24 protein-coding genes and 3 pseudogenes are annotated in these 22,684 nt (G+C 45.1%); 3 read left to right on the top strand and 24 right to left on the bottom strand.

Annotated elements, in window-relative coordinates; all coding sequences use genetic code 11:
* The 17 genes and pseudogenes from RID53_RS03575 to RID53_RS03495 all read right to left on the bottom strand — a co-directional run.
* Positions 1 to 266 (bottom strand): annotated as a pseudogene (locus RID53_RS03575) (DUF4277 domain-containing protein); the annotation flags it as partial.
* 79 nt (positions 267 to 345) lie between these two features.
* Entirely contained in the window at positions 346 to 669 is a 324-nt protein-coding gene (locus RID53_RS03570) for a DUF3037 domain-containing protein (RefSeq protein WP_446386803.1), read from the bottom strand.
* A 25-nt stretch (positions 670 to 694) separates the two neighbouring features.
* Entirely contained in the window at positions 695 to 880 is a 186-nt protein-coding gene (locus RID53_RS03565; protein WP_446386802.1) for a hypothetical protein, read from the bottom strand.
* Between the two features lie 685 nt (positions 881 to 1,565).
* Complete coding sequence (locus tag RID53_RS03560; protein WP_446386806.1) at positions 1,566 to 3,227, bottom strand: ABC transporter substrate-binding protein; 1,662 nt, start codon at positions 3,225 to 3,227, stop codon at positions 1,566 to 1,568.
* A 152-nt stretch (positions 3,228 to 3,379) separates the two neighbouring features.
* Positions 3,380 to 4,753: a cytochrome P450 gene (locus RID53_RS03555; RefSeq protein WP_446386801.1), complete on the bottom strand. Its 1,374-nt coding sequence runs from the start codon at positions 4,751 to 4,753 to the stop codon at positions 3,380 to 3,382.
* Between the two features lie 231 nt (positions 4,754 to 4,984).
* Positions 4,985 to 5,788 carry a M48 family metallopeptidase gene (locus RID53_RS03550; protein WP_446386800.1) on the bottom strand — a complete coding sequence of 268 codons (804 nt, stop codon included), beginning with the start codon at positions 5,786 to 5,788 and terminating at the stop codon, positions 4,985 to 4,987.
* Between the two features lie 112 nt (positions 5,789 to 5,900).
* A complete protein-coding gene (locus RID53_RS03545; protein ID WP_446386799.1) occupies positions 5,901 to 6,332 on the bottom strand; it encodes an HNH endonuclease in 432 nt (143 codons plus the stop codon).
* Positions 6,329 to 6,733, bottom strand: coding sequence for a hypothetical protein (locus tag RID53_RS03540; RefSeq protein WP_446386798.1), 405 nt, complete (start codon positions 6,731 to 6,733; stop codon positions 6,329 to 6,331). The genes RID53_RS03545 and RID53_RS03540 overlap by 4 nt, the downstream gene beginning before the upstream one ends.
* 52 nt (positions 6,734 to 6,785) lie before the next feature.
* Positions 6,786 to 7,484, bottom strand: a complete 699-nt coding sequence (locus tag RID53_RS03535) for a TIGR00266 family protein (RefSeq protein ID WP_446386797.1) — start codon at positions 7,482 to 7,484, stop codon at positions 6,786 to 6,788.
* Between the two features lie 78 nt (positions 7,485 to 7,562).
* On the bottom strand, positions 7,563 to 8,240 hold the full coding sequence (locus tag RID53_RS03530; RefSeq protein WP_446386796.1) for a TIGR00266 family protein: 678 nt from the start codon (positions 8,238 to 8,240) through the stop codon (positions 7,563 to 7,565).
* Positions 8,241 to 8,264: 24 nt separating this feature from the next.
* Complete coding sequence (locus RID53_RS03525; protein ID WP_446386795.1) at positions 8,265 to 8,927, bottom strand: TIGR00266 family protein; 663 nt, start codon at positions 8,925 to 8,927, stop codon at positions 8,265 to 8,267.
* Between the two features lie 203 nt (positions 8,928 to 9,130).
* The gene (locus RID53_RS03520) at positions 9,131 to 10,156 is read right to left on the bottom strand and encodes a serine/threonine protein kinase (protein ID WP_446386794.1); all 1,026 of its coding nucleotides are present in this window, start codon (positions 10,154 to 10,156) and stop codon (positions 9,131 to 9,133) included.
* 277 nt (positions 10,157 to 10,433) lie between these two features.
* Positions 10,434 to 11,327: a PEP-CTERM sorting domain-containing protein gene (locus tag RID53_RS03515; protein ID WP_446386793.1), complete on the bottom strand. Its 894-nt coding sequence runs from the start codon at positions 11,325 to 11,327 to the stop codon at positions 10,434 to 10,436.
* 560 nt (positions 11,328 to 11,887) lie between these two features.
* Positions 11,888 to 12,097 carry a helix-turn-helix transcriptional regulator gene (locus RID53_RS03510; RefSeq protein WP_446386805.1) on the bottom strand — a complete coding sequence of 70 codons (210 nt, stop codon included), beginning with the start codon at positions 12,095 to 12,097 and terminating at the stop codon, positions 11,888 to 11,890.
* Between the two features lie 48 nt (positions 12,098 to 12,145).
* Positions 12,146 to 12,358 carry a helix-turn-helix transcriptional regulator gene (locus tag RID53_RS03505; RefSeq protein WP_446386792.1) on the bottom strand — a complete coding sequence of 71 codons (213 nt, stop codon included), beginning with the start codon at positions 12,356 to 12,358 and terminating at the stop codon, positions 12,146 to 12,148.
* Between the two features lie 36 nt (positions 12,359 to 12,394).
* Complete coding sequence (locus RID53_RS03500) at positions 12,395 to 12,601, bottom strand: helix-turn-helix transcriptional regulator (protein WP_006105643.1); 207 nt, start codon at positions 12,599 to 12,601, stop codon at positions 12,395 to 12,397.
* Between the two features lie 72 nt (positions 12,602 to 12,673).
* The gene (locus tag RID53_RS03495; protein WP_446386791.1) at positions 12,674 to 12,874 is read right to left on the bottom strand and encodes a helix-turn-helix transcriptional regulator; all 201 of its coding nucleotides are present in this window, start codon (positions 12,872 to 12,874) and stop codon (positions 12,674 to 12,676) included.
* A 158-nt stretch (positions 12,875 to 13,032) separates the two neighbouring features.
* On the opposite strand from RID53_RS03495, the gene RID53_RS03490 reads away from it, so the two are divergent.
* Entirely contained in the window at positions 13,033 to 13,233 is a 201-nt protein-coding gene (locus RID53_RS03490) for a hypothetical protein (protein WP_446386790.1), read from the top strand.
* Positions 13,234 to 13,398: 165 nt separating this feature from the next.
* Here RID53_RS03490 and RID53_RS03485 read toward each other — a convergent pair whose 3' ends face one another.
* Positions 13,399 to 13,620, bottom strand: a complete 222-nt coding sequence (locus tag RID53_RS03485; RefSeq protein WP_044210723.1) for a helix-turn-helix domain-containing protein — start codon at positions 13,618 to 13,620, stop codon at positions 13,399 to 13,401.
* Positions 13,621 to 13,738: 118 nt separating this feature from the next.
* On the opposite strand from RID53_RS03485, the gene RID53_RS03480 reads away from it, so the two are divergent.
* Both RID53_RS03480 and typA read left to right on the top strand, forming a co-directional pair.
* On the top strand, positions 13,739 to 14,176 hold the full coding sequence (locus RID53_RS03480; RefSeq protein WP_446386789.1) for a hypothetical protein: 438 nt from the start codon (positions 13,739 to 13,741) through the stop codon (positions 14,174 to 14,176).
* A 388-nt stretch (positions 14,177 to 14,564) separates the two neighbouring features.
* Positions 14,565 to 16,355, top strand: a complete 1,791-nt coding sequence (gene typA, locus RID53_RS03475) for a translational GTPase TypA (RefSeq protein ID WP_446386788.1) — start codon at positions 14,565 to 14,567, stop codon at positions 16,353 to 16,355.
* Positions 16,356 to 16,679: 324 nt separating this feature from the next.
* On the opposite strand, the pseudogene RID53_RS03470 reads toward typA, so the two are convergent.
* From RID53_RS03470 to RID53_RS03445, 6 genes and pseudogenes are all read right to left on the bottom strand, one after another.
* Positions 16,680 to 17,546: pseudogene (locus RID53_RS03470) on the bottom strand (RNA-guided endonuclease InsQ/TnpB family protein); the annotation flags it as partial.
* Positions 17,547 to 17,630: 84 nt separating this feature from the next.
* Positions 17,631 to 18,251 (bottom strand): annotated as a pseudogene (locus RID53_RS03465) (FTR1 family iron permease); the annotation flags it as partial.
* A gap of 121 nt (positions 18,252 to 18,372) precedes the next feature.
* Positions 18,373 to 20,052 carry a CHAT domain-containing protein gene (locus RID53_RS03460; protein WP_446386787.1) on the bottom strand — a complete coding sequence of 560 codons (1,680 nt, stop codon included), beginning with the start codon at positions 20,050 to 20,052 and terminating at the stop codon, positions 18,373 to 18,375.
* A gap of 69 nt (positions 20,053 to 20,121) precedes the next feature.
* Positions 20,122 to 20,772: a hypothetical protein gene (locus tag RID53_RS03455; RefSeq protein ID WP_446386786.1), complete on the bottom strand. Its 651-nt coding sequence runs from the start codon at positions 20,770 to 20,772 to the stop codon at positions 20,122 to 20,124.
* Between the two features lie 232 nt (positions 20,773 to 21,004).
* The gene (locus RID53_RS03450; protein WP_446386804.1) at positions 21,005 to 21,658 is read right to left on the bottom strand and encodes an S-layer homology domain-containing protein; all 654 of its coding nucleotides are present in this window, start codon (positions 21,656 to 21,658) and stop codon (positions 21,005 to 21,007) included.
* A gap of 206 nt (positions 21,659 to 21,864) precedes the next feature.
* Positions 21,865 to 22,656, bottom strand: a complete 792-nt coding sequence (locus RID53_RS03445) for a dienelactone hydrolase family protein (protein ID WP_446386785.1) — start codon at positions 22,654 to 22,656, stop codon at positions 21,865 to 21,867.
* Positions 22,657 to 22,684: the final 28 nt, after the last annotated feature.

Here is a 22,684-nt window from a genome sequence, read left to right as displayed (position 1 = left end):
TTAAATTTTACTTCTATCTTAAATGTCTTCGTTAAAGCGATTGCTATTTCTAGAAAGAGTTGAGTCAATCCATATTTATAGAGTTTATCCATCACTCGACCGAGTTGGTCATCATTTAAATAATCACGGTTAACTGAGTTCTCTAATAGTTTTTTAATGTCTTTATCTTCAAAAAAATTACTAAATAAGTATAAGGGCTTAGACACAAACCCTAAACCATTCAGAATCATCGCCTTAACAACTTGCCCCGATGAGATTTTTTCTCGCTCCTAAGCTATTTTAAACTCAATGGGGTAAGCTTGATTTCAGATAGCCCAAAGCTTACTTTGACCATACGGAGTTGTTTTATTCACTGCTGCTACTGTAGTCTATCAACTTGAAAACCGCTGTAAACCAATTCTGAACGACTCGGATTAAACGTTCCTGTTTTGGAGTCTCATTCGGCGAATCTCCCGGAAACAATAATCCATCAGCAGCCGCATCCTCCATGCGACTCGCGAAATCTTTGAGGAAATGAATATCTTCCATTCCAAAGCGTTTTACCCGTTCCCAATTGCTTAAAAATCGAACACATACCCGATTATCATCAAAGGCAAGCACACCAATATTGATCCGCTCATCAGCAATCGGATTGGGAACGTATTGGACGATACTGTATCGACTAACCATTGCTTTTGCCTTATACTCAGAGGATTCACAGGAGTTCAAGTAACTCTTGTTGTCTTTTAATTAAATATTCCACCCTAGTGATCCGTTCTTCCATTGTAAACTGCCATTCCTGTACAGAGACTGCCACCACGCGAATACTATTATTTTCAGTTACCCCCTCTAGCTTTTCGAGTGCTTCTTGGAGGTTGGACTTTAAACTAATCAGAGCCAATTATACCTGCGCGATCGCACTTCTTTTGATAACCACTATTCACTAGATACCACTTGGTTCTTTCTTTCTCCTTTGCTACTGACATTTCCTCAGCTTGACTCAATGTCGTTTCGCCTCAATTTGTCAAGTTATGATAATTTAAACTATTTTTACTCCCAGAACAGTTTAAATTTTCCAATCAGAGTCTCGTCTCAACAAAACGTCATAATTACTCGTTTTTTACCTCTTTCTGGGAAAAAGCTACGAAGTTTCAGGGGTTACGGCGATTGTGAGAGGCTTGTGTGGTTTTCAGGTATACTATCTATGGTGGATATTTTGTGGGCAAAACTAATTTTGACCCAGCTAAACTCCTTGAATCTTCGTGGAACTTTGTATAATTTTCGATTCTTGTCTCACTGCCAATGTCTCCTTGGATGCATGTATTTTTTTTAAGTTTCGATAAAAATCATGACTAAGTATTGACAAAAACACAAATTGCACAAAAGGAATGATGCAGACAGAAGCCTGAATGGTGAGGGACACAGATTGACACAGACAAATAAATAATTTCCTCAAATCATCTTTTTATCCTTTCGTTCAAGTCAATCTACAAGATTAATAGGGATTGAGTTAATTAAGGGTTTGTGGTCAACGCTCTACTTTTAATGGCGCTAAAGCGCAACTACAAGCGCAACTACAAGCGCAACTACAAACCTTTGCTTATTGTTTCAAAGGGTTCTGAACCTAAGGGACTGGGTGTCCACCCGGTAATGGTTTTGCGTTTTGCCAATAAGGGTTGGGAGTGAACGATGGGTAATCGGATGGCTTCTTGGGCTACAATTTCATCCACTTGGGCATAAATTTGAGTCCGTTCGGCTTGATCCGTTGTCGCCCTTCCTTGTTCTAAAAGCTGGAGAATTTGCTCATTTTTCCAGCCGCCTAAATCTTCGGTTGCGCCGGTACCAAAATGGGCATAGTAAAAGTTATCGGGATCTCCATAATCCCCTGTCCATCCCAACATAAATGCTTGAAATCCTGGTGATTTTCGCCGATCCTCTAAATAGGCTGCCCAATCTTTAGTTTGTAAGTTGACGTTAATCCCAATTGCACTTAATTCGGCGGCTATCGCTTCCGCGATGGGTTTGGGTGTGGGAAAATAGGGACGACTGACGGGCATATACCACAAATCTAGGTCAAAGCCATTGGGATACCCTGCATCAGCAATCAGTTGTTGGGCTTGTTGAGGATTGTAGGAATAGTTGATAATTTGCTCAGACTGATACTCCGAGAGAGACGGTGGGGTAAAATGGTTATCATGTTGACCCAATTCTCCCCAGAAGGCGGGGACAATTTCTGAGGAGTTAATAGCTTGCGCGATCGCACGACGGACTTCTACCTGAGACAGGGGTTCATAGCTGGGATTTAGCGCTAAATAGCCGACGTTAAACGAGGGACGAAATACGGCGTCTAAATTGGCATCATTTTCGATTTCTGGGAGTTGATCCGGGGCTAAATCCACAGTAAAATCAATCGTACCCGCCCGTAATTGTGCCAACCTTGCCGAGGGATCAGTAATGAAGCGAATCACCACCTGATCAGACTTCGGTAAATCCGGTTTCCAATAGTTCGGATTCTGTTCCAGAACAATGCGATCGCCTGTCCGCCATTCTTTAAAGATAAACGGTCCCGTCCCCACTGCCAAGGATGCAGGCGTGCCATAATCCGCCCCCGCTTGTTTAATCGCATCGGGACTGGCAATCCCAAAATAACCTGAAGCTATCGCCGCCGGAAATGCGGCAAAGGGTTGCTGGAGGATAAACTCAATCGTATTATCATCCACAACCACAATATCTTGCAAAATTGAGTCCGGACTTCCCTTATACCCGCCAAACAAATTTGCCCAAATCTCGTAATTTTTCCCCGCATCCCGATAACCAAACTCACTGTCTGGATTCCACCAACGTTCTACATTAAACCTTACCGCTTCGGCATTAAAATCGCTACCATCATGAAATTTAACATCATCGCGTAGCTTAAATGTCCACGTCTTCCCATCCTCAGATACTGTCCACTCCGTCGCCAATCCCGGTTCTAACTCCGTGGTTCCCGGTTTAATACTCAGCAGCGTATTGTAGATTTGATGCTGCACAACAATCGAATTGCCATCCGTAATATTTCCCGGTTCCAGGTTCACGGGTTGTCCACCCGAACCATAAACCAACGTATCAGCCGGAATCGCGGGACTCTCGCTAGTTTGGGGAGACTGAGTATCACAATTCGCCAGCCCTAACGCCAAAGCCAAGCCAACAATAACCAACAGAATAAACCGAATCAGCGATCGTTTAGGCGATGCGATCGCACTTTGCATTTCAGAGGACACAGCAAGACCCTTAAACTCTCATCAAATCTTACCTTATGTTCGTTCGTAGTAAGGGAACCTTAGCCCTAGATCCGATGAGGTTGTTTGGGGTCAACTGGCGTGATCCAACTCAAGTCGTGGAATGCGTTTTATCGCAGGATCTAAACCATCGCTGGGGCTTTCTGTTGCCGACGCTGCTTAGGAACCATTCGCAGGTTGCCAGGAGGCGCGATCGTTAAACCGCGACGCATCGGCTTCACTGGACGGTTATCGGTTAATTCCAGTTCAAACTTTGACAAAACAGTCGCCAGCACCAGCTTCATTTCCAACAGTGCCAATGCTGAACCAATACAGCGACGGTTCCCGCCACCAAAGGGCAGATATTCGTAAGGGGAATATTGCCGTTCTAGAAAACGTTCCGGTTTAAACTGCTTGGGTTCTGGATAGATATCGTCCCGATGATGAACTAAATAAATAGAAGGCATAAACGCTGTACCTGCTTCAAAGTGATACCCCATAATTTCCATGGGTGACTTAAGAATCCGAGGGAAAGTACTGGGAGCAATGGGATAAATTCTCAGGGTTTCTTGACAGACGGCTGTCAGATAGGGAAGCCGAGACATTGCCATGGGATCGCTCTCGGCATCCAATGTTTCTAATTCCTCAAGCAGCTTTTGACGCACGTCTGGTAGATAATGAATCCAATACAATGCCCAAACCAATGCAGACGCTGTGGTTTCATGACCCGCAATTAGCAGTGTCATTAACTGATCATGTAATTCCTCATCCGTCATCGGCTCACCTGCTTCATCTCGCGCCGATAGAAGTAAGGTTAAAATATCAGTTCGTGACCAATCCCCTTGCTCTCGACGTTCGCGAATTTCATCAAAAATTAATTGTTTGACCTGCTGCTTTAACGCTAAAAAATACCCCCATGGACTCCATGCACCCCAATCCTGTCGCAGCCAAGGGAAAAACAGCAGAGTGGAACTCAGGGGAGAGTCAAAGGATGCCAACAGGGTACTCAGCAGGCGTTTCAGTTGGGTGTAACGTTCTCCGTGATCCAAGCCAAACACGGCTTGTAAAATCACCCGCAGCGTAATCTCTTGGGTATAGGTACGGATAATCAACGGTTGACCCACTGTCCATTCTGCCGTTACCCTGTCCGTAATATCGCAAATAAGCTGACCATATTCTCGCAAGCGATCGCCATGAAAGGGAGGCATCAGCAGGCGGCGTTGGCGCTGATGGGGTTCTCCATCCAGTAAAATTAGGGAGTTATCCCCTAGTAAATAGCGTAATACCCCATTTCCTCGACCCGATTCAAAAACTGATGGATCAGCCGTAAAAATCTGTTTAATCGCCTGGGGATTGCTGACATAGATAAAGGGAGGAGCGTTATCCCCGCCAATTTTGATCATATCTCCATACCGTTGAGCATAATCCTCTAGGTAGTCCAAGGGGCGAAAAATCAGCTTGATGATCCGGAAAATTCTCAGATATCGGGGTGTGCGCGGACCGGTTAGTGGTTTCATAGAGTCTTGCTGTTAGCGGCTACTCTTTTTATCTTGCCTAATTTTTCCCGATATGTTGCTCTAAGAGTCTCAGTATAAGACGAGCCGTGGGTTTAAACCCACGGCTAAAAGCTCAACTCAGCTAAAGCTGACTAGGATAATCATTTTATACATGACATAATTGATATTAGTCCATTTTAATGGACTTAAGCTTTTAGCCAAGAACTTGAGTTCTTGGCAGATGCTTATTGTTCATTTCAAAGTTTTTGGTAAAGGCGATCGCCTCCCGATTTCATACCCCCGCTTTTCAATCAAACGTTCCAACTCTTCCACCCGTTTTTTGGGTGCGGGATGGGTTGACAGGAAGGCAAAATTGCCTCCGGGTTTCTCACTCATTCGTTCAAAAAAGTCCGTAGCCCCGGCGACATGACCATAAGTGTCATCTAATAACATTAAACCAAACGCATCCGCTTCCTTTTCTTGAGACTGAGAATACTGCGATCGCGCAATGGCTTCCACCGCCCCCGAAGCCGCTGATTGTAAGGCTCCTGCATCTCCGAAGAAATAAGCTAAGGCTACCCGTACCAGCAACACTCGCCCCAAACCCCGCAGGTGATCCCGGTGAGCAAAATGACCCAATTCATGGGCTAATACCATCATCAATTCATTCTCAGACTCGGCTTGTTCCAGTAAACCCTGATAAATAACAATAGCATCTCCCGGTAACGCGATCGCATTCACCGTAGACTCGGGCAAATACAGCACCTGATAATCCCGTGCTTTTTGTTGTTCAGGAGGAAGTTCTCGCTCCAAACGATCTAATAAGTGGTTCAGAGTATCTTGAGTTGGGGACGGTTTAGCTTGTTTCTCATAAACTGGCACAATTACCGCCCCCAATTTTTGTTCCACACTTGGCGGAATCATCCCAATTAAACCATTCACCAGCAGATTCAACAGCCAGAGAACAGCCACAATAAAACCGATAAATAGCCCCAATAAAATTAGGAGTTGGCGATTACTCGGTGGGGGATTGCGATTCGTTGGAGCATTAGACATGGACATTTTTAATCAACGTTTGCTCCTCGCTCAAATCAATGAGTGACTTGATTCAATTTAAGGTTAAGATATTAATCCTAATTATACAACATTATACCTGGGAGAAAAACGATCAGTTTTCTGTAGGAGGATGCCAACCTGCCATCACCCATTGTTGTCTAACTGTGACTGATACAATATTGTTCAATTGGAGAGCAATAACCGTGGCTCTACCGCAGGCAGTACGTCCCAGAATTTGAGTACCATCCTCGCTCCAAGCAAAATGTCTTGACCATTTTTGCTGTCTGGGATTAAATAACTTCACTCGTTTACCCGTTACTGGGTCTTCTGCATCGGTTTGTATCCCCTTATAACTATTACATAGACGACAAGCTAACCATAAATTCTCTTCCTCATCTGTACCTCCTTTTGCCTTAGGAATAATATGTTCAATTTCCAAAACTCCCAGAACATATTTCTGTAAACTACGACAGTAACCGCATTGGTTGCCAGCTTGGGTGCGAATTTTGTCCCGCAGTGCTTCCGATATCCTGCCTGTGTTCATGCATTTAAAGGTTCTCGCAAGCCTCGCTGAACTGCCTCGCGCAATGCCTGAGCTTTAAGTAATAGTTTCTCTTGATAAACTTGCATCAAAACCCACAGTTGAGAACGTTCAGCATCAGTCAGCGTTCCCGCCTGTTGATTATAGAGTAGTTCACTTAAACGTTGGTCTTGTTCAGGTTCCATCTGTAATTCAGTTAAAGCGATAACCTCCTGATTAGAAAGCGTAGCCACTGACACCCTTTCTTGACTCTCAGTCGATACAGTATTAGGCGTAAGCGGAGAAAAAGAGAGGGCAATCACTTGCGCCAAGACATCAGCTACATTACGGTTTGTCAATTGGGCAAAGTATTCGGCTTTCTGGTATATATCATCTGACAAGGTTAGGGTAATTTGAGTGGTCATTTCTGTTCAGATTTATTTGACACGACTTGATTTTTTATTAGTATTTAACTAACTAATTATTACTCTTCGTCGGGCGGAAGGGATTGAGGAAATTAATTAAACTATACAGTTCTCGCGACTGCACCCATAACCGCCCTTCTCCATTGAACCGACAAACTAATCCTTCACCGCCCAAAATCCCCGTTCTTAATCCGCGAAACGATAAACCGCCCAACATTTCTACGTTATAATTCAACGTATCTTCAAATGCCACGATGTAACTGGTATCAACCACATAATCCCCAGCCACAGGAATTTCTACAATTGCCCCATAGGAACTAAACCAAATATCCCCGACGCCAGTTGCCCGAATTAAAAACAAGGACTCGCCACTAAAGAAGCCTTTAAACCCTTGAAATTTGGTATCTATCTCTACCGTAGGACTGGCGGCGACAAATCCAGAGGATTGAATCATTAAGCCATTCCCTTGCAAATAATAATGGCAAATATCTCCAGGGACTCCAGGCGAAACATACAATTGTCCTGATTTGCCTTCAGCGGTAAACTCACTGATAAAAAAGGACTCACCACTCACCATTCGCCCCAGTCCTTTCATCAAACCTCCCTTAGCCCTGGACTTCATTTTAATACAGGTATCCATAGCTGCCATAGCGCCGGATTCAACTACAACTGTTTCATTGGTTTTTAAGTTAATAACCAAAGAAGCATAAGACGGTGAATGCTCTATTTTATAAGAAATTTGCTGACTCATGATGATTTATCCTTTATTTATGTTTCCCACCATTTAAATCCACTTGCTGTGAAGGGACGAAACTCAATCTAAACCAACTCATCGCGGCGGGAGTTGAGAACCAACCTGAGAACCAAACGCACCCGGATTGTGAGTTTGGCAATAGACATTTCCTTGTCCTTTAAATCGACAAACCAGTCCTTCTCCGCCTAAAAAGGCACTTAGCCAACTCGATCCGGCTTTGGTAATATCAAAATTCAGACTTTTTTCAAAGGCGACAATATGACCCGTGTCCACAACATATTCCCCATGGACAGGTATTTTATAAATTCCGCCAAATGAGGTTAACAAGACAACCCCATAACCGCTAAGACTCAACCAAAAAATGGATTCACCCGAAAACAGAGATTTCAACCCTTGAAAGCCGAGATCAATATCAACCCCGGACTCACTCGCTAAATAGGATGTCGCCTGAACCACTAACTCTTGACCCTTCATCTCATAGACGAGAAGATCACCCATGAGTTTAGGCGCGAGAAAGACTTCACCCCCCGCAATTGGTGAACGGAATACACTTAAAAATAGTGATTCCCCCGCCACCATGCGTTTGAGTCCACCCAAAATCCCACCACCCTTTCCCTGGCGCAACGTGGTACTGGCATTAATGGAACCATTCATGGCAATCATACAGCCAGCTTGCGCCACTAACTCTTCATTCGCGTCCAGAACAACACGCGCGATCGCACTATCGGGTTGATGCAATAGTTCAATATTCATTATCAAAAAATTTGGAGTATTATATTAACGCAATTTGGGTTGTAAGTAGCTGACTAAACCACTAATACTGCGAGACTGGAGATAAATTTCTCCTGTCCCCGTGAGTCGATTAATGAAGCCTTCGCCAGAAGTCATTGAACCCAATAAACCGCCTGCTAAACCAACATTCATCTGAATGGTTGGTTCATAGGCGACTAAATGACCCGTATCGACAACAAAGTCACCGTTAACTTGCTTTTTCGTCAATCCACCATAAGCACCAAAAAATACCTTTCCTTGACCCTTCACTTGAAGTTTGAACAACCCTTCTCCAGAAAACCAACTCTTCACACCCGCCCACCGCACCCCCAGTTTGACGCCAGAGGTATGGCAAATATAAGCACCGGGTTGAAAGCAAAGAGAACGTCCGCGCAAGTCCACACCAACAATGTCGCCAATGGTGGACTGGGTGAGAACTAAAGTTAAGGGTTGTTGCGTTTTATTATGAAATGTATTAACAAATAATGATTCTCCGCCAAAGAACTTTTTCAGTAAGCCTGGGATAAAGCCACCCGAAAACTCCGTCTTCACGGTGAGTCTACCATCCATACTGGTCATCGCACCTGCTTCTGCCGTGATTCTGTCACCGGGATTGAGTGTCAGGAAAATAGCGGCAAAGGCGGGCTTGTAGCGAATTTCATACTCCACTGCCAAATCTCCTCCAACGTAGAGATATTATTTAGTTTGACAGTTATGGTGCTAATGTCCAGTTTTCTTAAAAAAAATAAACCCTGGTTAAAAAAATATAATCAGGCAGAGGGCAGAAGGTTCCACAGAAAAAGTACCCAAGGGATAAAGGGGGTTACTTAAGCGAACTTGGTATCCTCCCTGACGAAGACGGAGGGTGTCCGTTAACCGTTTGACCAAAAGGTGATTGGGGAAACGCTACTGACAGGCGTATAAATTAACGAGACTGGCGTTTGCACGGGTGTGGGTTCTTGAGGGATGGCTGTAGGTTTGAACAAGAACCAAGCCGCAATTAAACCTAACACACCAACGACGGCGATGATTGCGCCGATTAAAATCATGGGTGACTTCTGGCGTTTTGATCCAGGAATTTGACGCTGTAATCCCAGTAAATCCAGCCATTCCTGTATGGTTTGGGGGCGTTCATCAACCTGGAGCGCCATCCCAATCAGAATCACTTCATTCGTGCGATCGCTAATTTGTTCGTTAATCTGTTTGGGTGGAATTAATCGCGCTTTCGACAAACAGCGATCCATTGCCTTGGGCGGAATTTCTCCCGTGACTAAAAAGTATAGCGTTGCCGCTAATGAATAAACATCCGTATAAGCTCCTAGGGGAGTGTCTACATTATAAAGCTCTAGGGCATCAAACCCATCGGCTGTATGAGTATCAACCGTGGTTGACGCATCCTCACATCCTCGCGCTAACCCAAAATCAATTAACACGGCTTCTTGTTTATCGGTGCGTAATCGAATATTACTGGGTTTGACATCTCGATGGATTAACCCCGCCTCGTGAATCACTTTCAGCGCTTCGCCAATTTGTTGAATATAAAGCAGCGCTTCTGATTCCGGCAAACCCTTTTGGGCGTGGCTGGCTAAATCGACACCATCCAGATACTCCATGACAATGCCAACCTGATGTCCTTCGACCAATGGTTCTATAACTTGCACCAGATGAGGATGTCGGCATTTTACTAGCTTTACCGCTTCGCACAAAAAGGTTTCCTGAATTTGATCGACTTCCGGTTGGTTGAAGTCGTGGATTAGCTGATCGCTCAGGGTTTTGACCACCCATTGATTTTTCTTGCGATCGCTCGCCAGATAGGTAACGCTAAATTGTCCGCGTTTTAATTCTTTTTCCAGAATATAATTGTTGCCATGCAACTTCTGTCCAGAAGACCAAGTCATTGCTCAAAATTGATGATACATATCATCGATTTTGGCATATCTGAATTAAAAGCGAGTAGTTTAGTAGATAATTAATAACCCCCTTCCTAGTCAAGAAAGGGGGTTTGACGGTTAGACATTTAATACTGAAATCTCCGCTGATTAAATTTTGTACAGAATTTAATTAAGTGACTAGCTAGGTGTGCGTTATTTTTTCTCACGGTAGACTTCTGATTCTCCAGCCTAACCCGTTTTTATCTCGACTCAAGGGGATTTTTTCCTTTTTCTGGAAGATTTACTACGAAACGCCATTTCCCTTGCGCCGCTTGCTGATCTGACTACCGAGGACAGTTAAGCCGAGTCCAAAAAGTCCTACCATTGTAGATGGTTCAGGTACGGCAATAGCTGCGCCATCATTGCCGCAAGTTTCAAAGACATGGGCAATATAGCGCTCACTAGGCAACAAATCTTTGTTAAAACTAAATCCAAAGGTTTCACGACCCGTTTCTGTCAAGACACCACCGAAGTCAAGTCCAATATTTGTCAACTCTGTGGCATTAAGAGACTCGAAACCACTCTCACTCCTAGGTATGTACTGTCCGCTATCAATCACATTTAGGATTGGATCGTTTCCTTGTGCGTCAAACCAGTAAGGATCATTGATAGCTAAATCAGCCATAGAGCCGTTGCCATAAACAGCAATGTTGTAGTATTCTAAGGAGTCAAAGAGAGTTTGATAGGAGGTTTTAGCCGTAACGTTACTATAAACTCCCACTCCACTGTTTTCTGTTCCATCAATGCTTTCAGCATATTCTCCAAAGCGAACAGCCAACAAGCTACCCTGTGCGTTATCAAGACTACTTAGATCGGAAAAATTGAAAAAGAAATCTCCCCATTCATAACGGCTAAATTGTCCTTCAGGATCATCGCGATCACCTTCTATAGGAAAATCGCTGTTAATCGCTACATAAACTTTATCAGCTTCAGCATCGTGCTTGATAGCTATACCGTACAACTCATAAATGCTGTTTTGTGGATAACTATCACTTAGATTCCCATCACTAGGCGGGTCGATCGCATAATGCCAGTCGTTGTAAAAGGTACTAGCATTAGCGGCTTGTCCCATGGCAGAAATTAAGCAAACGGTTGCTGTAACTGTACCCAGCAGAGTGGCAATTTTTTTCGTGTTCATAATAGGGATACCTTTCATAGGAAACAACTATTGACTGTTTTTTGTTGAAGTCACAGCCTTGACTATAAGTAATCTTACTCTTGACTCTGGAGAAATAAAATAGTAAATTGACATCTTCATCAAGTTTTTACAGAGTTAATTTTTAGAAAAAATCATGGAAGTAATTGCTCATTTAAAGGTTAATGATAACTAATATTAATAATCCATTACAACAAAAGTATACTTATAATGACTGTAAAATCAGCTCTGTCAAGGGATTTCCTCTATCAAAGACTCTCTCAGCTTATCTGAGATTACGATCAACTTTTACTAAAATAAGTAATGCTTTATTGAGATATTGCTCCAGTTATTAAGTAATCGTGACAGTTGTTTACATCAATCACTTCATTCAATAAGCTAAATTTATAACCTCGTTTTGGCACAGTAATGAAGTCCTCTTCATGAAAGCTTCATAAAGCGGACTTGGACTTTTATCCTTAAGACTGACGCACCGCCTTTATCTGTTCTATCTGTAGGGTGTGTTAGCGCAGCGTAACGCACCGCCTAATCATCCAACTCAACTAAATATGCCACTCGGCTAACTCTTCCAAGGTGAGGTTTAGCAAATCACATAATATTTTCATTTGTGCTGGGTATAGCTTGGGAATATGCCTGCCAGCTTCCCAGTTTTGCACCGTTGTTATCGTTACATCTAATTCATGAGCCAGTTGCCGTTGCGTCAAATTCAACGATTCTCGTCGTTGTTTCAGCTTTTCTCCCAAATTAGCCATTTTTAAGCGATCGCGTCTTGCCTTTACCGACATCCCTTTCCCAATCAGTCACCCACGTTTGCTGTCTGACTCTTGGGCATCATTAAAACTAGGAAGTTCCTCTAAAGGACATTGCAAGATGCTACATAAAGCCTGTGTCTGACGAATCGTGAGTCGAGGTTCAAATCTGCCAGCTTCCCAGTTGCTGACAGTTTGATCCGTGACGCCTACCGCATCCGCTACCCGTTTCTGAGTTAGTCCCAACCGTTTTCTTAGCTGCATCAGCTTCTTCCCTGAACTCATTGCCTCCTGATTGCCTTAACTATACTCTGCCAACTCGTCTAAGGTTAAATCGAGCAAATCACACAATGCTTTCGTCTGGATGGGGTAAAGCTTTGGTATATGTCTGCCAGCTTCCCAATTTTTCACAGTAGTTACCGTCACACCCAATTGATCAGCGACTTGCTGCTGCGTCAGATGCAGTGATTCACGTTGGCGTTTAAGCTTTTCCCCCACACTCGTCATTACTGTTTTATTCCAAAATCCTCATGGTTAAATTGACTTAACTATAATTTGCCCACAACTCAACTAAATATGCTACTCGGCTAACTCTTCTAAGGTGAGGTTTAACAAATCACACAACCTTTTCATTTGTGCAGGATATAGCTTAGGAATGTGCCTGCCAGCTTCCCAGTTTTGCACCGTTGTTATCGTTACATCTAATTCATGAGCCAGTTGCCGTTGTGTTAAATTCAACGATTCTCGTCGTTGTTTCAGCTTTTCTCCCAAATTAGCCATTACTACCTGATACCTAGATAACTTAGCTTAGTTGACTTGGTTAAGTTTTCCATTTAATATGAAGGCATAGTTTCAAACAGTCAGAAAGCCAGTGCATCCCGGCTACCAACCTTTTAGCACTGGCTCTGGCTCCAATTTCAGATGGAGACACATTTATTATGCCTTACAGAGAACGCCTTTATCCTTGGGTGCTGGTTCGCCTGCTACCCAAAATGCAAGGAGTCACTGTAGCACAGTATCGTAGCCGTTCCGATGCGGATGGTCATCTGTGCATACTCCGCCGTCTGATGCCAAATGCCCAATTTGTGGTGATGTTTAATCCGGGTTTACCACCAGACTATCAGCCGAACTCGCGCTAGCACGTCAGTGTCAGGGCGCACGTCTGTGCGCCCCTACGGTTTCCGGGCGTGGGGCTAATTCATAAATATTCCTTAAATCCTTACATAGGACATAAGACGTAGCTTGCTTCTTTTCGGGAACGAGTATGACAAATGACGAATGACAAATGACAAATGACGAATGACTTACTCTTTCACAATCTCAAACAAATCCTCTATCAATACATCAAATGTCCGTGCTAACTTCAGCAGCGCCCCAATATCCACCATCGTCATTCCTGGCGATCGCGCGTAGGTTTTGATGGTACTATAGGGGACTCCAGACCGTTCAGCGACATCCAGCAACGTCCAGTTTTCCCTAGCCGCTAGTTCCCTAATCCGCAACCGAACTCGTTCGCCTCTTGACATAAAGTTTAAATTTCGCCTACATTAAGCAAATTAAAAGCGATCGCACCATTAGGTATGTAGCCAGATTGCGATCGCTATGTCATAAATCTACAACCCCATGATTTGGGGTGCATCTCCTATGTTATCAACACTTCAGGTAAAATCAAGAGCCACTCATCCCTTACAACGATTTGTTACCCCAGAAGCCATTGCGCTTCTACTCAATCTCCATCCTGACGACATTTATCGCATTGACTGCTGGCGATATGTGATTCATGTTGTTGGCAAGGGAGTCAGCACGTTTGTCAGTTATGCCGATATCCCGCCAATTTTAGGTGTAGACTCGCCCACGCTGAAAGATACCCTCTGTTGGCGCAGGCGCTGGCGCAAGCATAAGTACAAAGCGCCGGACTTTTGGGCAACATTTTACCAACAGAAGTTTCAGCAATCCCTGTCTCTATCAGAACTGTATCAATGGGGGGAATTGGTGAACCAAATTCAATTTGGACTGTCGGGCGCAACTCTAGAATGGCTGCGAAGCATTTATATAAAGGAGAGAGAATCATTCAACTTCTGAAACAAAGCCGGATATATCTCATCGGTTGCACGATTCTCAATCAGCCAAATTGTAGTGGCGTAGCCCACCTAAACCAGATGGATTAACCTGACGCCCGCCAACCGTAGGGGCGCACAGACGTGCGCCCGGTTTAGACTGACGTGCGCCCGGTTTAACAGTAAGAAACCCCCTTTTTGCCCTGGCGACTAGAAGTCGCTGCTACACAAACTTGCGTCCGCCTGCGCGGACTAGACTAGATTAGGGCTTGCTGCATTCTCCCTCATCTCCCCCATCTTCCCCATCTCCTCCATCTCCCTCATCTTCCCCCCGCTCCCCCTTTGTGTAAGCTACAATTATTAAGAAATCTATAGTAAGATCGACCTCTCTTATCTCACTCCCTAACGCCTTTATGACTCTTCCGATTCGCAACGTTGCCATTATTGCCCACGTCGATCACGGCAAAACCACCTTGGTTGACGCCCTGCTGAAACAATCCGGTATCTTCCGTGAAGGGGAAGAGGTTCCTGATTGCGTTATGGACTCCAATGATTTGGAGCGAGAGCGGGGAATTACGATTCTGTCTAAAAATACAGCGGTTCACTATAAAGATATCTTAATCAATATCGTCGATACTCCCGGTCACGCCGATTTTGGCGGGGAAGTGGAACGGGTATTGGGGATGGTGGATGGTTGTATCCTAATTGTGGATGCCAATGAAGGACCCATGCCACAAACCCGGTTCGTCCTCAAGAAAGCCTTGGAAAAAGGACTGCGCCCGATTGTGGTGGTGAATAAAATTGACCGTCCTCAAGCTGATCCCTACGGTGCTGTGGATAAAGTCCTGGATTTGTTTATTGAATTGGGGGCGGATGATGATCAGTGTGAGTTTCCCTATCTGTTTGCGTCAGGGTTACAAGGCTACGCCAAAGAGGATTTAGATAGCGAAGGTGTGGATATGCAACCCTTATTTGAATCCATCCTGCGCCATGTGCCGCCGCCTGTGGGTGATGTGAGTAAACCCCTGCAATTGCAAGTCACGACGCTGGATTATTCAGATTATCTGGGTCGAATTGTGATTGGCAGAATCCATAACGGCGTAATTAAAGCAGGTCAGCAAGCGGCTTTAGTAACCGAAACTGGGGAAATTGTCAAGACTAAAATTAGTAAACTCATGGGGTTTGAAGGACTCCAGCGCGTTGATTTAGACGAAGCCTCCGCCGGAAATATTGTCGCCGTGGCGGGGTTTGCGAATGCCAATATCGGCGAGACGATTACCTGTCCCAATGAACCTCAAGCCTTACCGTTAATTAAGGTTGATGAACCGACATTGCAGATGACGTTCTCGGTGAACGATTCGCCGTTTGCGGGTCAGGAAGGGGATTACGTCACTTCGCGGCAATTACGCGATCGCTTGATGCGAGAATTAGAGACGAATGTGGCTCTGCGTGTCGATGAAACCGATTCTCCGGATAAATTCTTAGTCTCTGGGCGGGGGGAATTACACCTGGGTATCCTGATTGAAACCATGCGCCGCGAGGGGTATGAGTTTCAGGTATCTCAGCCGCAAGTGATTTATCGGGAAGTGAAAGGTCAACCCTGCGAACCTTACGAAGTCTTGGCGCTAGACATTCCCGAAGACGCTGTGGGTGGCTGTATTGAACGCCTGGGACAGCGCAAGGGCGAAATGCAGAATATGCTAGTGAGTGCCAATGGTCGCACCCAATTGGAATTTGTGGTTCCCGCACGGGGTTTAATTGGCTTCCGGGGTGAGTTCATGCGCCTGACGCGGGGGGATGGGATTATGAATCACAGTTTCTTGGATTATCGTCCGCTTTCCGGTGATGTGGAAACCCGCCGCAATGGGGTGATTATTGCCTTTGAGGAAGGGGTGGCGACTTTCTATTCGTTGAAAAATGGCGAAGACCGAGGGGTATTCTTTATTACACCGGGGACACGGGTATATAAGGGGATGATTGTTGGCGAACATAACCGCCCTCAAGATTTGGATTTGAATGTTTGTAAGACTAAGCAGTTAACCAACCATCGTTCCGCCACCGGGGATGAATTGGTGCAGTTGCAAGCGCCAGCCGAGATGAGTTTGGAACGGGCGTTGGAATATATCGGACCGGAAGAATTGGTGGAAATCACGCCGCAGTCGGTGCGGTTGCGGAAGGTGACGAAGAAGTTGGTGAAGCGTTAACGTAGGGGCGCACGCTCCGTCATTGGTGTCAACTTAAGCTAAAAAAGAAAGCAATAACCTTGATCTGACCCCACCCTCACCCTCCCCATTATCAAGGGGAGGGAACTGCCAGAGAACCGACAAATATGAGGAAATCATTGAGTGACATCCTCCCTCGGTATAGCGCTACGCGCCAGGGAATAGGCAATAGTGAAGACAAAAGCTTACCTGACAAGGGATTGACCCTTCGACTTCGCTCAGGGTCAAGGGATTTGAATTTTTCTTGATATGTCCTAACCTTAGTGCGTAGTGCTATAAATCAAAGATTATACCGAGGGCTTCCTATAGGTTGAGATCCTCAACGAATATCATACCCGCCCAGTCACAGAGATTATGCGCTAGCTCCCAGTGGTAGTTTTTTCTGATGTTGGCGATTCGTTCATGCAGTCGGCTAACTTTAGCTTGAGCTTTTTGGAGGTTATTACTCCCCTTGCGTTTTTTAGATACCCTCTGTTGCAGCAATTTAAGCTTGCGTTCGAGTTTCCGAAAAGGCTTAGGATTGGGGAATAATTTACCGTTTGAAACGGCTGCAAAGTGGCTGATTCCTACATCTATTCCTATGGCTTCACCATGAGGCATTGGCTGAGGTACATCTAGATCCCATTGCAGGGTTAGCATGACGTACCAACCTGATGCCCGTTTGACTACACGGACTTGCTTGATGGTTGCCCCATCCGGGATTGGACGCGATTGGTTAAACTTGACCAACCCAATCATGGGTAGTTTAACCGCAGTCCCTTGAATGGGTTCTTTCCCCAGTTGAGGAAACACGAAAGACCGCATTCTGCCAGCTTTCTTGAACCGTGGGAAACCGTGACCACCTTCCCACATACTGACAAACGCTTTTTCTAAACGCTTGAGCGTTTGTTGTAGCACTTGTGAGTGTACCCGTTTTAGATTTTTACGGGTTTTTCGGTAGGCGGTTAGGGCTACGGCTTGCCTGTTGTAAGTAGGTCTAGGGGCATCAGCCGAAATGATGTATTCAGATCGGAGTGAGCAAGCGTTGATCTGACAACTACGCGACTTGAACCAATCCTTTCTTTCTGCTAATGCGTAATTATACACACGGCGATTCTGCTCTAGCCAATCTTCAAAAATGGCTACCTCGTTTTTATTTGGTTTTAGCTTGAATTCGTAGGTCAGATTGAACAACTTGCATCACCTCCTAATCCTAGTATAAACTATTAACTAACTACCGTCAGGACGTTTGCTAGGACTCGTGGCTAAGGCCACTAGCTAGACGCTTTGCTCGGTTTCATCTCCCGGCTGTAGAGCGCGGGAGTCTTCACCATCGCTCACGCGATAAATACTGCCGATCGCAAATAAAAATACCAGGTAGCTCACCGCTTGCACTAAGTAGATTTTGGCTCGATAGCCAAATAAAGCCTTAAGCACCAAACCCGGAAACTTATTGTCAGGTAAGATACCACTGGTATTCCAAACCCTTGGTCCGAGAAGACAGGAATGGTCTTCAGCAAAGTGGTCATAGTAGAAGCACAAGGCTTGTGACTGAGGGTTTATCTGTGCCAAGGCAGCAGCAGCTTGGTCAAAATGGGCTAAAGCCCCCACAACTAAACCCGCAACAATCAGGAGTAACAAAACGCCCATAACCTGGAAAAACTGACGGATGTTAATCTTGACGCCCCACTTGAATAGGAGAAAACCAATGACCACAGCTCCAACTATGCCACCCACTGCTCCTAAAGCTGGCACCAGTCCCTGTTGAAACTTAGCAACGATAAATACCACGGTTTCAAAACCCTCTCGCAAGACGGCAATGAAAATTAAGCTAAAAACACCCCAACCCCCATCCACACCTTCTGCGATCGCAGATGTGATAGTCCCTTCAATTTCAGCTTAAACAGTCATTTTCTCATGATTTTAGCGATTGAAATCGCTGCTACACAAACAAAGCCTGCCTCCGCAGGCTGAATTGAGTCCTTGCCTTGCGGACGCAAGTTTGTATAGCCCCAGACTTCTAGTCTGTGGGCGATTGGCTTTCACTTTCACCAATTAACGTAAATGCTGCCCAATCCCGGAGATCGGGATGGTTTTCCATTGTGGTTAACATGGCTTTTCGTAAGGCTTGGGCTTTGTCAGAATTTTGCTGTAAATTGGCATAAAATTCCTGCATTAAAAAGGCGGTGGGTGAGTCAGGAATTGACCACAAAGAAACAATCACACTAGACGCCCCTGATGCAATTAAAGCACTCGATAAACTAGCCACCCCATCACCACTAATACTCCCTCGCCCCGTATTACAAGCGCTGAGAACCACTAACTCCGCATTCAGGTTTAAATCCAGGATTTCTCTTGCCGTTAGCCAGCCATTATCCGTCTGCGTTGGTGCTAACGCGATCGCACTCTCCCATCCTTGCTGTTCATCAAAGATACCATGAGTGGCGAGATGAATCACTCGTGACGCGGGCATCTGCGGCACAATCTCGGCTTTCGTGGCTACCTCTCCGGTAATCGCTTGGGTATTCACCAACGATGCAATCGCCTGGGCTTCTTGTTCAGCGGCAGGTAATGGCGAGAACTCTCCAGGCATGGGGTGAGGATTTCCCACGACTAACCATTGTTGCACAGAGTCGGGACGATTCACCCGAGTTTGCCGGGTAATATCCAATACCATTATCGCTGGAGCCGTTAAAATGGTGTGTTTTTCCAGCAAATAATTACCCGACTCATCTTGTAGAGGAGAGAAGGGAATCATCAACAGAGATTGTTGGGGAATGAAGATAACATGAGCGTTAGGATCAGTGGGCAATTTATCCGCGATCGGTTCAATTAAAACCTGATACAATTGCCTAAACGGGGGAATCTTACGCCGAGAGAAACCAACACCCCACTGGGAAGCGGCGAGGGATTGACGAATGTTGCTTACATACTCTGTCAGCGTCGTCTTTTGCTTCTGCCAAAGTTGAGTAAGATTGCTCTGGCGAAAGGTGATTTTTCCGGTTGGTTCAATCACCCAAATAAAGAGTTCTTCGGGTTGATTCGCCTCAGCCAAGGGATTATCAATAATCGAGTATTCGATCAGAGTGGCGTTTCGCTCTTGGGCAATTTGTTGAATCTGCTCAATGGTTGGTTCTGCCATAACAGCCGTAATTGTTGACCCGTTAGGATCACCCCTATTTACTAATTCGCTCAACCCCCTCACCCGACTCTGCTCAGACACTAAAAGTGCTTCATTAATTTTACCCTGAGCAATTAATACTTTTTGCAATAGCTGATAAATTGCTGCCTGTGTTTCTAAGCGTTGGGATTGGGTATCCTGGCTTTTCTGATTCGGTGATACCGATGCCAAACTCTGAATTCCTAGGCGCAATCTTTGCTCGGCGGCTTGATATTTACCGTTCTGATATAACCCCCATCCCAGATAATTTAAAGACTTGGCTATACCCACGCGATCGCGAGTATCCTGATAGAGGGTCAATGCTTGCTGACTCGACTGTATCGCCGCATCCCATTCCTGCTGGCGCAACTGTTCAATTCCTTGGTTCAACCATCGCTCCGCCTCGGCTTTACGGGCATTAATTGAGAACGCCAACAGAGGCGTTTTGGAGAATAATCCAGTTGAATTTAATCGCAACGGAACTGAGACGCCAACAAAAATACTGACGAAGGTAGCGCATCCAAGTCTCTTCCATCCCATGACTAAAGCCCTGATTCAGTATTTAGCAGATATCCGAAACCTTACACTATTATGCCTCCTGCCTCATTGTTACATACCAAAACTATTGGGATTATCGGGTTTACTTAAATCCAATGTCATCACCTGATTTAGCAAAGCTTGATTAGAATCTAAAACCATCAATAATTGTTGAAACTGTACATTCATTTTTTGCTCCAAAATCTTCAAATTTAAGACCACTTGTCGGGCTTTCTCTTCCGATAAACTGAATTTCCCCATAACCTGCTGCACTTCGTCCTGAGAAATCCGCACCGTCATCTGGGTAAACTCAGAGAGGCGAGGCGGAATTTTATTAATATTGTCCGCCTGATCACCATGATTATAGAAATGAATCCCTTGACGATCCACAAAGAAATCGGCAAACGGTTTTAATCCCTCATCGAGAACCATTTGCGTCGCTTGAATTGCCTCTGGTAGTATTTTTCCCAAGCCGACATATACCATAAACCAAGCCAGGATATGATGCTTTGCCCCTAGGGATTCCTCTAACCGTTGAGCGACTTGAATCAAGAAGTTTCTGGCAACTTCCGCTCGCAATGATTCCGGTTGTTCGCTAGGAATGTCATAGAGCGCGGTTTTCAGGAGTTTATTAAGACGGGGTTGATTTTGGTTGAGTGTAGCCTCAACCACGGCTGAAACTAAATGAGTGTGTATATTATCATTAGAGGGTTGAGAATCCATGGGATAACTCTTTCTCCTAAATTAGGTTCAAAAATAGCTGAGCAATAACAAAGATTGTACATTGTTCATGGTTTATTGTTCAGGGTATTCCTGCAACCAAACCGGATCTTTCCCATCATAGAGGAATGGAGGGCGATCCGCTTGCCAAAATGAACAACTGGACTCTGTTCAATCGGCTCGGATCGCCCTATACTCAAATCATTGGGTCAAAAGGTGTTTCCGCGACATTTTGTTACATAGGCGCAGGTTCCTCAATCGTCCAAGGAATCGGCGCAGTGGTTTCCTGTCGTTCCAGATATTGACTCAACGCATAAGCCATATCTCCACGAGTCATAGGGGCGAGAGGATCAATAGAATTAGTCAGGGGATCGATATTAACAAACCCCTCATACAAAGCCGTTGCCATTGACTTTCTTGCCCAAGTTGGGATTTTCTCAGCATCGGGATAGCGCGAAAGCAGTTCAGCCACCGTATCCTCTGGAAACTGAAACACGCCATAGGCTTGAGCTAAGATAGAGAAAGCTTCGGCACGAGTAACCCGTTGATTGGGAAAAAATCGTCCCTGACGGTAACCCGTCATAACATTATTTTGCAAGACTAATTGAATATCGCGATATGCCCAGTGAGAGGTAGGTACATCGAGAACAGCAATAGGTTCGTCGGGTTGGGCGACTCGTTTTTCTAAGTCAAAGGTTTTGACTAAAATCGATGCCAACTCAGCCCGATTGAGGATTCTTTGTCCCTGAAAATCCCCATCGCGATCGCGAGTCATCCATCCCGCCGCGATAACCTGTTCAACGGGGTCAAGGGTTGTTGACTCTTGGGCAACAACGGGAAGACTTTGCAGTAAAAATACCAGAGGTAGGATGCCAAAAATGCGACGCATAGTGTAAAGTACCAATCCTTTGATCAACGCCAATGGTTTCCAGAAGCATTGACGTTACCAGCAACGAGCGAGTTTCAACCAGATTAATATAAACGCTAAAGCGCTTACTACAAACGCACCGATCGCGGATGTTCTCATCCAGTCAGGTTATCTTGATCAGCGATATCATATCCAGCCGTTCAAAGGACAAAGGACATAAGACAAATCTAGCGAAATAATTCAGCAAAAAACCGATTCATTGCCGCCCAAGAGCGCTTATCTGCCTTCTCATTGTAAGCCACTCCCGTTGAAGGATCATTCCCCGCATTCGGATCACTAAAGCTGTGAACAGCATTACCATACATAACCATTTGCCAGTCTACATTGGCATAGTTCATTTCCCGTTTAAACGCATCAACTTGCTGATCAGGAACTAAAGGATCGGCTGCACCATGCAACACCAGAACTCTACCTTTAATCGCTTGAGCATCTGCGGGATTGGGTGTATCCAAATTGCCATGGAAACTAACAACCCCAGCCACTGGCGCACCACTGCGGGCTAATTCTAATACTGTACCGCCCCCAAAACAATAGCCGATCGCGGCAACTTGATTCCCATCCGTCAACGGATATTGTTGCAACACTTGTAATCCAGCCTGAGCGCGATCGCGCATTAATTGGCGATTGGATCGATAAATCGTCGCTTGTTCTCTGGCGGCTTCGTTAGTTTTGGGTCGAATTCCTTTACCATAAATATCAGCCGCAAATGCCACATAACCCAATTCAGCAAGTTGTTTTGCCCGTTGCTTCTCGTAATCTCCCAACCCTTTCCAAGCGTGAACCACCATCACACCAGGGCGCTTTCCCTGAATCTCGTCATCGTAAGCCAGAAAGCCTTGGAGTATAGTATCACCCTGTTGGTATTCAATCACTTGAGTGCGGACTTCAGCTAAAGCAATGGCTGAACTCAGTAGAGTAAATAGTGGAGCGACGATCAGCGAGGTGAGTAGACTTTTCATAGCAGTTAGAGTAAGTTATTTGGTTAGG

The sequence above is a fragment of the Coleofasciculus sp. B1-GNL1-01 genome (assembly GCF_040220235.1).
Lineage (GTDB): Bacteria > Cyanobacteriota > Cyanobacteriia > Cyanobacteriales > Coleofasciculaceae > Coleofasciculus.
This window is presented reverse-complemented; position numbering and strand designations above follow the sequence as displayed.

Excerpts from the sequence above, each read along its gene's own strand:
- RID53_RS03570 (WP_446386803.1), bottom strand. The coding sequence starts at position 669 with ATGGTTAGTCGATACAGTATCGTCCAATACGTTCCCAATCCGATTGCT.
- RID53_RS03560 (WP_446386806.1), bottom strand. The coding sequence starts at position 3,227 with ATGCAAAGTGCGATCGCATCGCCTAAACGATCGCTGATTCGGTTTATT.
- RID53_RS03555 (WP_446386801.1), bottom strand. The coding sequence starts at position 4,753 with ATGAAACCACTAACCGGTCCGCGCACACCCCGATATCTGAGAATTTTC.
- RID53_RS03550 (WP_446386800.1), bottom strand. The coding sequence starts at position 5,788 with ATGTCTAATGCTCCAACGAATCGCAATCCCCCACCGAGTAATCGCCAA.
- RID53_RS03545 (WP_446386799.1), bottom strand. The coding sequence starts at position 6,332 with ATGAACACAGGCAGGATATCGGAAGCACTGCGGGACAAAATTCGCACC.
- RID53_RS03540 (WP_446386798.1), bottom strand. The coding sequence starts at position 6,733 with ATGACCACTCAAATTACCCTAACCTTGTCAGATGATATATACCAGAAA.
- RID53_RS03535 (WP_446386797.1), bottom strand. The coding sequence starts at position 7,484 with ATGAGTCAGCAAATTTCTTATAAAATAGAGCATTCACCGTCTTATGCT.
- RID53_RS03530 (WP_446386796.1), bottom strand. The coding sequence starts at position 8,240 with ATGAATATTGAACTATTGCATCAACCCGATAGTGCGATCGCGCGTGTT.
- RID53_RS03520 (WP_446386794.1), bottom strand. The coding sequence starts at position 10,156 with ATGACTTGGTCTTCTGGACAGAAGTTGCATGGCAACAATTATATTCTG.
- RID53_RS03515 (WP_446386793.1), bottom strand. The coding sequence starts at position 11,327 with ATGAACACGAAAAAAATTGCCACTCTGCTGGGTACAGTTACAGCAACC.
- RID53_RS03510 (WP_446386805.1), bottom strand. The coding sequence starts at position 12,097 with ATGGCTAATTTGGGAGAAAAGCTGAAACAACGACGAGAATCGTTGAAT.
- RID53_RS03505 (WP_446386792.1), bottom strand. The coding sequence starts at position 12,358 with ATGCAGCTAAGAAAACGGTTGGGACTAACTCAGAAACGGGTAGCGGAT.
- RID53_RS03500 (WP_006105643.1), bottom strand. The coding sequence starts at position 12,601 with ATGACGAGTGTGGGGGAAAAGCTTAAACGCCAACGTGAATCACTGCAT.
- RID53_RS03495 (WP_446386791.1), bottom strand. The coding sequence starts at position 12,874 with ATGGCTAATTTGGGAGAAAAGCTGAAACAACGACGAGAATCGTTGAAT.
- RID53_RS03490 (WP_446386790.1), top strand. The coding sequence starts at position 13,033 with ATGCCTTACAGAGAACGCCTTTATCCTTGGGTGCTGGTTCGCCTGCTA.
- RID53_RS03485 (WP_044210723.1), bottom strand. The coding sequence starts at position 13,620 with ATGTCAAGAGGCGAACGAGTTCGGTTGCGGATTAGGGAACTAGCGGCT.
- RID53_RS03480 (WP_446386789.1), top strand. The coding sequence starts at position 13,739 with ATGTTATCAACACTTCAGGTAAAATCAAGAGCCACTCATCCCTTACAA.
- typA (WP_446386788.1), top strand. The coding sequence starts at position 14,565 with ATGACTCTTCCGATTCGCAACGTTGCCATTATTGCCCACGTCGATCAC.
- RID53_RS03460 (WP_446386787.1), bottom strand. The coding sequence starts at position 20,052 with ATGGGATGGAAGAGACTTGGATGCGCTACCTTCGTCAGTATTTTTGTT.
- RID53_RS03455 (WP_446386786.1), bottom strand. The coding sequence starts at position 20,772 with ATGGATTCTCAACCCTCTAATGATAATATACACACTCATTTAGTTTCA.
- RID53_RS03450 (WP_446386804.1), bottom strand. The coding sequence starts at position 21,658 with ATGCGTCGCATTTTTGGCATCCTACCTCTGGTATTTTTACTGCAAAGT.
- RID53_RS03445 (WP_446386785.1), bottom strand. The coding sequence starts at position 22,656 with ATGAAAAGTCTACTCACCTCGCTGATCGTCGCTCCACTATTTACTCTA.